Here is a 12,127-nt window from a genome sequence, read left to right on the forward strand (position 1 = left end):
CTATGCTTGAGTTCAGCACAGGTTTGATTTCATCCAGAAATTTTTAAACTTGTCGAGAATCTGCATAATTTTTCCGAGGGCGATCGCTTTACCTGTTTCAGTAATCTGTGAAATGCGATCGCCAAATTCAAAGTTAACTCCGGGTACTGTCACCCACACAGCAGGCGGACAGTGGCCGTAGAGTGTTTGGGTTAAAGCTAGAAGTGATTGGGGATCGGCAGTATGACCAGCGATCGCATTTTCCCCAGCAGGTGAAAGCGATCGCACCTGCACATCAAAAGATTCTGAAGGCACATAAGCATCAACAAAAATTGCCAATTCTGCATTTGCCAAAGCATCAGCTAATTCGGGTGTTAGTTGGTGAACTGCTAAAGATTTCACCGCCGATAAATCCCAAGAGGCAATTTCATCAGCTATTCTTTGACCAATGCCATCATCACTACGCAAGTCATTACCGTAACCAATTACCATAACGGTTGCATTCATGTTTTTCGCTTGCTTTCATGCACTAAAAATTAGTTTTAAATCTGCAAATTTAAAATGTAATTAGTATTGGTGGTCTATTTTTGAACCTATAAAAAGAATTTGAGGAACTTGTGAGGAATGAGAAAATTCCTGTAAATTACTATTACTATAATTTGATAAATTGATGCAATTTCTCTTGTAATTTTGTGCATCAGCAGTTTTATGATGAATTTGAAACAAAAATATTTGAGGCTGTTTTATGTCTGAAATAAATTATCAACAGCCGATTAATACGGTGGCTACTCTTTTAGAAAAATATGCTGAGGGAGAACGGGATTTTAGTAAAGCCGAACTCGGTGATGCTGATTTGGCAGGGGTTAACCTTAAAGGTTCAGACCTGAGTTATGCTGACTTAAACAGTGCGAATCTTGCAGATGCTAATCTCCGAGGAACTGACCTCAGCTTTTGTGACCTCTCGCAAGCTAATTTGAGAAATGCAGATTTGCGGGGAGCATTATTGATGTCAGCTGATCTCCGCCAAGCTGATCTCCAAGGTGCAAAGTTAGAAAAAGCAGATTGCGATCGCAGTACTCATTTTCCCCCAGATTTTGATTTAGTTCAGGCTGGAATCCAACTAAAATCAGACACCTAATACTTGAATTTCATTTAGTTGATGAATCACCACATCTGCACCTTGGACATGATCTGATTTACCAATCCAGGTTATCCCAATACAGCCTGCGGCTTTGACGTTTTTTGCCATTTGCATATCGCCAACCGCATCACCTACCATCAGTGCAGTGTTTGGTTCTACTCCCACAACTTCACAAGCTTGCAAAAACAAAGCTGGATCTGGTTTACCAGGGCCATCATCCACACCGATTTGAGCTTGGAGATAATCACCTAAATCATACCGAGCAACAAAAGCTTGAACTTCCGCTGTTGCGGCTGCTGAGATTATACCGAGTTTGAGTCCTGCGGTTGAGAGAGACTGTAACAATTCCAAACTACCAGGATAAAGAGGTGCGGGAGAGGCTTCAAGATATTTCTCGGCTTCGTTTAAACTTTGACGGGCGATTCTAAGCGATTCAAACCATCCTCTACCAGTTTCAGCAATATAAGCTGCGGTAGCAATTTCGGTTTCTCGGCGACTGGCGACTGTCAATAAACCCGCAGGATCGATAGAATTGCCATTGATACCAAAAGCCATTAATAATGGTTCGCCAATTCCGGGAAATTGAGCATCAATAATTCGTGCTGCTTTTTGTCCCAGCGATCGCAAATAATCTTCTGAGTCTTCTAATGTACCGTTTTTGTCAAAAAAAATTGCCTGAATATTAGAAAAACTTACATTCTGACATTGAATAGTTACCAAAATCTTTCACCCCGCTAAAAAAGATGCAAATTATGAATAAACAACAAAAAAAGAGGGATTATCCCTCTTTTTTCAGGTTTTAATGCAATTATCTACTGATTTTACTCTTCAATAGCTACGGGAATTTCTTCTTCAATAGCTGCTGGGATTTCTTCTTCAGTTTCGGTAGCTGCTGGAATATCTTCTTCAGCAACAACTTCTTCAGCAGTTGGTGTTAAAGTTATACCTTGTTGTTTAGCTAACAGTTGCTCACGATATTTAGCTGCCATTTCTTCAGCTTTATCGTAGACCAAATCACGGTTTTTAATCATATCACCGGGTTCTGGTTCTAACTGCTTGGTAGACAAGGAAATCCGGCCTCTTTCTGCATCCAAATCAATGATCATCACTTTCACTTCATCATTGACATTGAACACGCTATGAGGTGTATCGATATGTTCGTGAGAAATTTCTGAGATGTGCAACAAGCCGCTAACACCACCAATATCGATGAAAGCACCGTAAGGCTTGATACCACGAACTGTCCCAATTACTACTTCGCCAACTTCCAGGCGGTTCATCTTACGCTCAACCAGCGCCCGACGATGAGATAGAACTAAGCGGTTACGTTCTTCATCTACTTCCAAGAACTTCAATGGTAGTTCTTCACCCACTAATTCTTCTTTAGGCTTGCGGGTGCTAATGTGGGAACCAGGGATAAATCCACGCAATCCCTCAATGCGTACCAATGCACCACCACGGTTTGTCGCAAATACACCAGAACGCACAGTTGCATCTTCTGCTTGCAACTGACGTACACGCTCCCAAGCCCGCATGTATTCAATACGGCGGATTGAAAGGGTCAGCTGACCATCTTCGTTTTCATCGGTAAGGATGAAAAATTCCCGTGTTTCGTTTGACTGTAATACTTCTTCCGGGCTGTCTACCCGGTTGATAGACATTTCTTGTATAGGTATATATGCTGCTGTTTTAGCACCGATGTCAATCAGAGCGCCGCGCGGCTCTATACTGAAAACCGTTCCTGGTACAATATCTCCAGGGCTAAAGTGATAGTCGTATTTGTCAAGTAGAGCAGCGAAATCTTCGTGAGTAAATCCAATTTCTGTAGCGGTTATGTTCTGATTGACCATGCTGATTTGTTCCTGGTTCTAGTCTCCGTAAATTTTTGTGACATAATCGTAATGCCTGTGTAAGTCACTGAAGACCAGTGTACACTTACATCCTTATTAATCCTAGCGTAGAAAGCTAGTGTTAACACATATCGACTTCCAGATAGAAGATTATATCACATAACAAATTGCCTTTTGCAATCTGCCGAATGATAGAAGGCGATTTTATACATATATGAATAAGCAAAATATCCGCTGTTATCGCTAAATAACAGCGGATATTTTGCAAAGCTGAGGAATAGCAATCTACTACTCGTCTTTTTTCTCAATGCGGGGAGGTTCGCGGAAGGCGATCGCAAAAAACAGAACGCCTATGCACAAAGTAAAAATTAAAATGTATGCAACGCTTTCCATATCAAAAGCTCCTTAAAGTTCTGAGTGCTGAGTTCCGAGTGCTGAGTCTAAGAATTAACTCAGCACTCAGCACTCATTACTCAGCACTAAATAATTAGAGGGCTTCCTTCCGGCGGGTTGATTTATCACCCACTTTCTGGAATAAACCCCATTCGACTTGCTCTTCTAGGTCGGCTTCTACACCAGCAAATACGTCTCGGTAGATTGTCCGAGCGCCGTGCCATAAGTGTCCGAAGAAGAACAATAAAGCGAATACTGCGTGTCCAAAGGTAAACCAACCTCTAGGACTGGTACGGAATACACCGTCAGAGTTCAAGGTTTCGCGGTCAAATTCAAAGATTTCGCCGCCTTGAGCTTTACGGGCATATTTCTTCACATCAGCAGGATCTGTGAAGGTCTTACCATTTAAGTCGCCACCGTAGAAGCTAACAGTGACACCAGTTTGTTCAAAGCTATACTTGGATTCTGCCCGACGGAAAGGAATGTCAGCGCGGACAACACCATCGCTGTCGGTCAAAATTACGGGGAAAGTTTCAAAGAAGTTAGGTAGACGACGTACGGTCAATTCTCTACCTTCAGCATCTGTGAAGACGGCGTGACCTTGCCAAGACTGAGCAATACCATCACCCTTAACCATAGGCCCTGTACGGAACAGACCACCTTTGGCGGGGCTATTACCAACGTAATCGTAGAATGCCAGCTTTTCAGGAATTTGTGACCAAGCTTCAGACAAGCTTGCACCGTTAGCAACACTAGCTTGAACACGACGGTCAATTTCTTGACGGAAGTAGCCTTGATCCCATTGGTAGCGGGTAGGGCCAAAAAGTTCAATTGGGGTTGTAGCGCTACCGTACCACATAGTGCCGGCAACGACGAAAGCTGCAAAGAATACCGCAGCAATACTGCTAGAAAGTACGGTTTCGATGTTCCCCATCCGTAGAGCTTTGTATAGCCTTTCGGGGGGTCTAACTGTGAGGTGGAATAAACCAGCAATAATGCCAACAACACCAGCAGCTATGTGGTGAGCCACAATACCACCGGGGTTAAAGGGGTTAAAGCCATCTGGTCCCCATTCTGGTGCTACCGCTTGCACGCTTCCGGTAACTCCGTAAGCATCAGAAATCCACATACCTGGGCCGTAAAGTCCGGTGAGGTGGAATGCGCCAAAACCAAAACAGAGTAACCCAGATAAGAACAGGTGAATCCCGAACATCTTGGGCAAGTCTAAGGCTGGTTCACCAGTGCGAGGATCTCTAAAGAGTTCCAAATCCCAATAAACCCAGTGCCAAACTGCGGCTAGGAATAATAAACCAGAAAGTACGATGTGAGCAGCAGCTACACCTTCAAAAGACCAGAAACCAGGGTCACTCGCCGGGCCACCTGTGACGCTCCAGCCACCCCAAGATTGGGTAACGCCTAGACGTGCCATGAAGGGCAGCACGAACATCCCTTGTCGCCACATGGGGTTAAGAACTGGATCGCTGGGATCGTAAATGGCTAGTTCATACAACGCCATTGAACCAGCCCAGCCTGCCACTAGGGCTGTGTGCATCAAGTGTACAGAAATCAGCCGCCCTGGATCGTTCAGAACAACTGTATGTACTCGGTACCAAGGTAGTCCCATCGACTACGCTCCTCCTCGAAGAGTTATGTTTACAAAGCAATTTTTTTACTGAATTTCTCAGATAGGCGAAGACCGCTTCTCAAAGAAATCTCTGAGTTTTTTTATTGCCAGGGTTCTGAGTTTAACCACGGCTCAGTCTTGATGATTCAGACTGTGTGGCTTATTTGGCAACACTTAGACGCTGTGGTAGCTGTACCTTGTGGGGTAGCGATCGCTTTTCTTAACCAACCCTTATTCTGAGAGAACTTGGCAAATACCTTGCGAGTATTTGGGTAATAGAGCGAGCCACCTTTGTGGCAGCTGCCTTTTGGTCGTCTACGCAATCGCCATACAAAAATGAGAATGTTTTAAAAAGTGTAACTATTGATGGAACTGTTTGCAAGCGTGTAAATAGATGCGATCAATATCCCATCTGTGTTATTTTCTCACAAATCTCCGTCACAATTTTATTTACGTATGTTCTGGTAATGGGAAGAGGAAAGGGTGTAGGGATATGAGAAGATAAGGGCGTAAGGGAGTAGAAGTGCCACATTGCGTTACTTATAAGTTTAAAGATCCTCACCTACACCCAGTTTCAACAGGCAATTTTTGTACGTAATTCCTGACTCAGCTAAATTACTGTGTCACCAAGTGGATATTTTGTAGCTGACACTTAGCTTCCGCCGTATTCAGACGTTCAATTACCTGTTCGGAACTCATGAGACGCTTTAGCACTACTTGACCAATTGTTTGGCTGGCAATTTCTGAGGTTGATGGTTTAACTTCTATTGTTAAAACAGCTTCTTCTGTACGATAAAGCCAGAGCAATTCATTGTTTTCTACTATACAAATATTCATCCGCTGAATATCTGGTTGTCGTCGCCATGCGGTGATTTGCCACAATCCATCAGATGACCATACTCTACCTATATTCCATCCTTCAGAAAGAAAAAAATATTTCACGGTTTTATCTCGCTATTTTGACTATAAATTTTGATATCTACACCCTCTAAACTTTCTCGGTAGATGTTGTAAGTAAAGCTGCCTTGCCACTGAAGCTATGATGGCAATGTTCCTGATAATTCTCTTTAAAACCTATCCTTGTTAGTTAATAGGCTAACTTTAAATGTTAACAACTAAAGCTAATTGAGCAGCTTAACAAATTGTCTTTCACAAAATCTTATTAATTTAAGATAATTTCATTTTGTTGGCAAAATTCAAATTAAATAATCAAGTTCTACGGATTTTTGAACGCAGAGATTGTCTGATAAAGTCGGCAGAATTTTTAAACTAATGAGTTTAAAATGTCACATTAAAATACTTAGTGAGCAAAATTAGTTTTTGTAACATTTTTTGATATAACTCAATAGTTAAATAAAATTCAATAATTGTGATTTTAGCTTCTGTAATATCAAATTACATCAATGGTTTGGATAACAAATAAATAGCGCTCGCCTATCTTAAACCTGCATCAATGGGAAAAATTGGGTATTATTGCCAGACATATAGTATGATTACTGACCGCTGATTTGAAAAATTTGAAAGATATGACGTTATTTCCTTTGTCCCTGCGAAGGTGGGGGCGGCTGACACAATTCCTATCTCTATTTTGTCTGTGTTTATTTTTAGTCATCAGTTGTGGTACGCGACAACAAGCCAATACCACGCCGTCAGGTAATGCAAATACTCTTGGGGGTGATGGTCGCATTACTATTGGTACAACTGCAAAGCCGAGAACTTTAGATCCGGCGGATGCTTATGAGTTGGCATCGTTGGGTTTAGTGTTTAATATGAGCGATCGCCTGTACACTTACGAACCAGGTAGTACAGAAATTAAGCCCCAACTGGCGACAAGTTTACCAAAAGTCAGCCCAGATGGTTTAACTTACACTATACCCCTACGCCAAGGAGTAGTGTTCCACGATGGCACACCCTTCAATGCTAAAGCAATGGAGTTTAGTATTCAGCGATTTATTGAAAATAAAGGTAAACCTTCTTTTTTGTTAGCTGATACAGTAAACTCAGTAACCGCTACAGGTGAAAACGAGCTAACAATCAAACTCAAAAAACCCTTTGCAGCATTTCCCTCCTTACTCGCGTTTTCTGGAGTGTGTGCAGTTTCACCCAAGGCTTATGAACTTGGTGCTGGTAAATTTAAACCTAATACATTTGTAGGTACTGGCCCTTACAAATTAGCCCAATATGGTACAGACTCATTGCGGATGGATGTATTTGATAAATATTGGGGAGACAAACCAGCCAATCAAGGCGTTAACGTCCAAATTCAAACAAGTCCAGTTAACTTGTTTAACGCCTTTCGGACAGGTGCAGTAGATGTAGCTTATTTATCATTACAACCTGATCAAATTCGCAGTTTGGAAGATGGCAGTAAAAAAGGAGATTGGCAAGCGATTACAGCCCAAGGTAGTGTGGTAAGTTATCTGGTATTAAATCGCAATCAAAAACCCTTAGATAAACCAGAAGTTAGACAAGCGATCGCCGCAATTATTGATCGTCCATTATTAAATGAGCGAGTTTTATACGGTCAAGCTGATGCGCTTTACAGTATGATTCCTACTACATTCAACGTTTCCCAACCATTATTTAAAGATAAATATGGTGATGGTAAATTTGATCAAGCTAAAGAATTATTAACTAAAGCTGGCTACTCAAAAGAAAATCCTGTCAAAATTCCAGTTTGGTATCCTTCAAGTTCACCAACTCGGAGTTTAGCAGCCCAGACGCTCAAATCCCTTGCTGATACTAAAATGGATGGCATTGTCCAATTAGAAGTCAACACAGTAGAAGGGCCGACTTTCTTTAAAGACATTTCTAAAGGTTTATATCCCGCAGCTTTGCTTGATTGGTATCCAGACTTTTTAGATCCTGATAATTACGTCCAACCCTTCTTAGCTTGTCAAAAAGGTTCTGATGCAAAAGGCTGCGAAGATGGCGGTAGTCAAACTCAAGGTTCGTTTTACTATAGCGAAACCATGAATAAACTCATCGACCAACAACGCAAAGAACAAAACCCCGCAGCACGAGAGAAGATTTTCGCTCAAATTCAAACCCAAGTAGCTAATGATGTACCTTATGTCCCGCTTTGGCAAAACAAAGACTATGTATTTGCCCAAAAAGGTGTAAGTAATGTGCAACTTGACCCTACCCAAAATTTGATTTATAAAACCATCAAAAAATAGTTAATAGTGCTTTGTCATTTGTCCTTTGTCTTTTGTGTTCTACTTTTCACAAATAACAAATGGCAAATGACCAATGACGAATAACCAATGACAAATAACTAAAATATGTCTCGCTCAAAAGCCCTACAATATTACATTATTTCGCGGTTGCTCCTAGCACCGCTGCAACTATTAACTATCATTACTATCGTATTTTTATTATTGCGAGCGACACCAGGAGATCCTGCCGATGCGATTTTGGGTGGACGTGCGCCAGAAGCAGCCAAAGAAGAATTACGCAAGCAATTAGGATTAAATTTACCTATTTGGCTACAGTATTTAAATTATTTAGCAAACATACTGCGTTTTGATTTAGGAACTTCTTTAACAAGTCGCGGACAAAATGTTTGGGACATTATCGGACAGTATTTTCCTGCGACAGTGGAGTTAGCCGTATTTAGTATGGCTGTGGCGCTGATTGTTGGTATTTTGGTAGGTACACTTTCTGCTTCTCGCCCTGGAACATATTTTGATGTGGGCGGGCGGTTATTTGGGATTATTACTTATGCTTTACCGATGTTTTGGGCGGGAATGCTGTTACAGTTAATTTTCTCTGTACAACTGGGTTGGTTTCCCAACTCTAACCGTTTTCCGCCGACGCTGCCGCCGCCATCGCCAATTACTGGGCTATATACTTTTGATAGCTTACTTAGTGGTAACTTGACACAGTTTTTTGCTTCTTTGCATCATCTTGCGCTCCCCAGCCTCACTTTAGGAATTTTACTCAGTGGAATTTTTGAGCGTATTGTCCGCGTGAATTTAAAACAAACTTTGCGTGCTGACTATGTAGAAGCGGCTAGAGCAAGAGGAATTGCAGAAAATAAGATTTTAGTCTCTCACGCCTTAAAAAATGCCTTAATTCCAGTAATTACGGTGTTAGGGTTAACCTTTGCCTCTTTGTTGGGTGGAGCGATTTTAACGGAAGTGACATTTTCTTGGCCTGGGTTAGCCAATCGTTTGTATCAAGCCATCAGCGATCGCGATTATCCCACAGTCCAAGGTGTATTGGTATTCTTTGGGGCGATTGTGGTTGGCGCAAGCATTTTGATTGACATTATTAATGCTTATGTTGACCCACGCATTCGCTATTAATTTAAGAAGTAAATTAGAATTGCAGCAAATGCGGAAACAATAATTATGTTTCAACCTTTAGTCGAGCCAATAACCTTTGAGGAATTTCTAGAGTGGAAACCAGAAAATGGCAGGTATGAATTACATAAAGGAGTCATAGTTGAAATGCAGCCAACAGGCGACCATGAGTTGGTTAGGGCATTTTTGATTAGAGAACTTAACTTTGAAATTCGTAGGTGTAGTCTAGCTTATTCGATTCCTAGTCAAGCTTTAGTCAAATCAGTAGATAAAAAATCAGGTTATATTCCTGATGTATTGGTCTTGAATCTACCTAACTTAGTTAATGAACCTCTTTGGAAAAAAGCCTCTACTGTTTCTCAAGCAGAATCAATTCCCTTAATCATAGAAGTTGTCAGTACCAACTGGCGTGATGACTATTTCTTCAAATTTGGTGAATATGAGGAAATTAGGATTCCAGAATATTGGATAGTTGACTATGCTGTTCTAGGTGGAAAGAGGTTTATAGGTGAATCTAAACAACCCACAATATCAGTTTATGGTTTAATTGAATGTGAGTATCAAGTTAATCAATTTCGCGGCAATAATCGCATTCAATCGCCTACTTTTCCCGAACTTAATTTAACGGCTGAACAAGTTTTTCAGGCTGCTTTAGGAGAATATTAATTCAGCTAATCATCTATTTTTGGTTATGCCAAAATTTGAGGAACAATTAGAATTTGTTTATGCCAGCGATCGCTATCAATGGCGGGAGTGGTTGATCAAAAATCATCGCACTTCCCTTGGTATCTGGTTGATTTACTACAAGGTCAAAAGCGGTAAACCAAGCGTCAGATACAGCGAAGCAGTCAAAGAAGCTTTATGTTTTGGCTGGATTGACAGTCAAGTTAAATCATTAGATGGAAATTGCTATAAACAAATTTTCACTCCGCGAAAACCGAAAAGTGGTTGGTCAAAATTAAATAAGCAATATATTGAGGAGCTAATTGCAGCAGATTTAATGACAGAATTTGGTCTACTAAAATTGCTGATGCAAAACAAGATGGCTCATGAACTTCCTTAGATGCGATCGAAGCATTAACCATTACCATAGATTTGCAGCAAGCGTTAGCAGTCAACTCTTTAGCTAACAAGAATTTTGCAGCTTTTAGTAATTCTTTGAAGAAGAACATTCTCTCTTGGATTGCAAGTGCAAAACGCCCAGAAACTAGGTTAAAAAGAATTGAGCAAACAGTAAATTCGGCAGTGGAGAATATAAATCCATTGAGCCGATAAGTTATATCTTTTAAGTTAGGCGGGCAATGCGAAAAAGTCGGTCAAAACCTAATTTTTACATTGTGGACATTGCCCAATCCTACATTTATTAATAATGATAAGGAATTAGACTTAGCTTAAAATTTGTAGCTTAAAACTTGAATCACCTTATCTTCTGGTAACTTATTAGCAGTGATGCTGATAGTGTCACTATTACTACGACGTACCGTGATACCTTGCACCAAGTTGAGAAAATCATCTAAGGGCGAAATATCACAAGCATTTGCATCAGCAGCCTGTGTGCGGTAGTGGGTCGGAATCACCAGTTTAGGATTTAATACATCTATTGCTTGTTTAGCCTCTTGGGCATTATAGGCTTTAGCACTACCGCCTACGGGGATGAAGAGGACATCAGGGCGACCCATCAAGATTTTTTGTTCTAGAGAAATGGGTGCAGCAATACCACCTAAGTGCAGAATGTTAATTCCACCTTGTTGCCAACTCCAGGCGGTGTTTTTGCCGAATTGTCTCCCACCTTTGCGATCGTGATCTGTCGAAATTCCCTGAAATTTAATCCCCTGGAACTCATAAACTCCAGCTTCGTAGACTAGCTTGGGATTTCCTGGCAAATCTTCTACTGCACCTTCGTCTAGTAATTGGCTGCTAATCAAAACCAAGTTTGCACTAACTTTTGGCGCACGATAACGAGCAGTACAGCCAACTGTGCGGAAGGGATTGGCAAGAATTTTTACTCCGCCACCACTAATTAGAAAACAAGTATGACCCAACCACTGAACTGATAAACCGCCAGATTGTGCGTTAGCTTCAGTGTGAGAACCTATTGTAGTAACTAAAGCTGTGACTAACCCCGCCCCAGCATAGCCCATCAACTGTCGTCGTTTCATTAATTACTCTCTCGTCTGTAATTGTTCCAGAAAGTTTCGCAATAACTGTTTTCCTGAAGAAGTTAGCACACTTTCTGGGTGAAACTGGACTCCTTGGATATGAGGATAGTTCCGATGTCGCACTCCCATAATTGTGCCATCTTCAACCCAAGCGGTGATTTCTAACACTTCGGGGCAAGTTTCGCGCTCAATCACCAAACTATGATATCTGGTGGCGGTCATCGGATTTTCTAATCCTTGAAAAACACCCACATTAGTGTGAGTCACTTGGGAAGTTTTGCCGTGCATTAACTCTGGAGCAGAGACGATTTTACCACCAAATACTTGACCAATACTTTGATGCCCCAAGCATACGCCTAGAATTGGCAAACTAGGGCCAAGTTGTTGAATCAAATCCAAAGATATACCCGCATCTTCTGGACGACCTGGCCCAGGAGAAATGACTACAAGGTCGGGATGCAAACCTCGAATTTCTTCGATGGTGATTTTATCGTTGCGAAAAACTTGAATATCTGATGCGATGGGGAACTCTGCTGCTAGTTCTCCGAGGTACTGCACCAAATTATATGTAAAACTGTCGTAGTTATCGATGACTACAATCACGGTCTAGACTCCTGGTGATCATTACCAGATTCTAGCCGTCAGCGTCAGTAATTATTGAATTTATAGTTGAG

At 41.3% G+C, this 12,127-nt stretch carries 12 protein-coding genes and 1 pseudogene; 5 read left to right on the forward strand and 8 right to left on the reverse strand.

Going from position 1 to position 12,127, the window contains the following annotated elements; translation table 11 throughout:
• Nucleotides 1-12: 12 nt before the first annotated feature.
• Entirely contained in the window at nucleotides 13-486 is a 474-nt protein-coding gene (locus NCWK1_RS22015; RefSeq protein WP_103126183.1) for a hydrogenase maturation protease, read from the reverse strand.
• 238 nt (nucleotides 487-724) lie between these two features.
• Between NCWK1_RS22015 and NCWK1_RS22020 the strand changes: the two genes are divergently transcribed.
• Complete coding sequence (locus NCWK1_RS22020; protein WP_096577513.1) at nucleotides 725-1,117, forward strand: Alr5209 family pentapeptide repeat protein; 393 nt, start codon at nucleotides 725-727, stop codon at nucleotides 1,115-1,117.
• Here the strand turns inward: NCWK1_RS22020 and NCWK1_RS22025 are convergent.
• The 5 genes from NCWK1_RS22025 to NCWK1_RS22045 all read right to left on the reverse strand — a co-directional run bounded on the left by NCWK1_RS22025 (nucleotide 1,106) and on the right by NCWK1_RS22045 (nucleotide 5,929).
• A complete protein-coding gene (locus tag NCWK1_RS22025) occupies nucleotides 1,106-1,840 on the reverse strand; it encodes an HAD family hydrolase (protein WP_096577515.1) in 735 nt (244 codons plus the stop codon). The genes NCWK1_RS22020 and NCWK1_RS22025 overlap by 12 nt on opposite strands.
• Before the next feature lie 101 nt (nucleotides 1,841-1,941).
• Nucleotides 1,942-2,970: a 30S ribosomal protein S1 gene (locus tag NCWK1_RS22030; protein WP_096577517.1), complete on the reverse strand. Its 1,029-nt coding sequence runs from the start codon at nucleotides 2,968-2,970 to the stop codon at nucleotides 1,942-1,944.
• Between the two features lie 288 nt (nucleotides 2,971-3,258).
• A complete protein-coding gene (locus tag NCWK1_RS22035; protein ID WP_015115729.1) occupies nucleotides 3,259-3,363 on the reverse strand; it encodes a photosystem II reaction center protein T in 105 nt (34 codons plus the stop codon).
• Nucleotides 3,364-3,457: 94 nt separating this feature from the next.
• Entirely contained in the window at nucleotides 3,458-4,987 is a 1,530-nt protein-coding gene (gene psbB / locus NCWK1_RS22040) for a photosystem II chlorophyll-binding protein CP47 (protein WP_096577519.1), read from the reverse strand.
• A gap of 615 nt (nucleotides 4,988-5,602) precedes the next feature.
• Nucleotides 5,603-5,929 carry a hypothetical protein gene (locus tag NCWK1_RS22045; RefSeq protein ID WP_096577521.1) on the reverse strand — a complete coding sequence of 109 codons (327 nt, stop codon included), beginning with the start codon at nucleotides 5,927-5,929 and terminating at the stop codon, nucleotides 5,603-5,605.
• 584 nt (nucleotides 5,930-6,513) lie between these two features.
• Here NCWK1_RS22045 and NCWK1_RS22050 point away from each other — a divergent pair.
• From NCWK1_RS22050 to NCWK1_RS22065, 4 genes and pseudogenes are all read left to right on the forward strand, one after another.
• The gene (locus NCWK1_RS22050; protein WP_103126184.1) at nucleotides 6,514-8,166 is read left to right on the forward strand and encodes an ABC transporter substrate-binding protein; all 1,653 of its coding nucleotides are present in this window, start codon (nucleotides 6,514-6,516) and stop codon (nucleotides 8,164-8,166) included.
• Nucleotides 8,167-8,271: 105 nt separating this feature from the next.
• Nucleotides 8,272-9,297, forward strand: a complete 1,026-nt coding sequence (locus tag NCWK1_RS22055) for an ABC transporter permease (protein ID WP_103126185.1) — start codon at nucleotides 8,272-8,274, stop codon at nucleotides 9,295-9,297.
• A gap of 45 nt (nucleotides 9,298-9,342) precedes the next feature.
• Entirely contained in the window at nucleotides 9,343-9,960 is a 618-nt protein-coding gene (locus NCWK1_RS22060) for a Uma2 family endonuclease (protein ID WP_103126186.1), read from the forward strand.
• Between the two features lie 25 nt (nucleotides 9,961-9,985).
• Nucleotides 9,986-10,569 (forward strand): annotated as a pseudogene (locus NCWK1_RS22065) (YdeI/OmpD-associated family protein).
• Between the two features lie 116 nt (nucleotides 10,570-10,685).
• Here the strand turns inward: NCWK1_RS22065 and NCWK1_RS22070 are convergent.
• Together NCWK1_RS22070 and NCWK1_RS22075 are read right to left on the reverse strand one after the other, a co-directional pair.
• Nucleotides 10,686-11,453, reverse strand: coding sequence for an MBL fold metallo-hydrolase (locus NCWK1_RS22070; RefSeq protein ID WP_096577531.1), 768 nt, complete (start codon nucleotides 11,451-11,453; stop codon nucleotides 10,686-10,688).
• A gap of 3 nt (nucleotides 11,454-11,456) precedes the next feature.
• Nucleotides 11,457-12,056, reverse strand: a complete 600-nt coding sequence (locus tag NCWK1_RS22075) for an anthranilate synthase component II (protein WP_103126187.1) — start codon at nucleotides 12,054-12,056, stop codon at nucleotides 11,457-11,459.
• Nucleotides 12,057-12,127 lie beyond the last annotated feature (71 nt).

The sequence above is a fragment of the Nostoc cycadae WK-1 genome, from assembly GCF_002897135.1.
Classification (GTDB): Bacteria; Cyanobacteriota; Cyanobacteriia; order Cyanobacteriales; family Nostocaceae; genus Nostoc_B.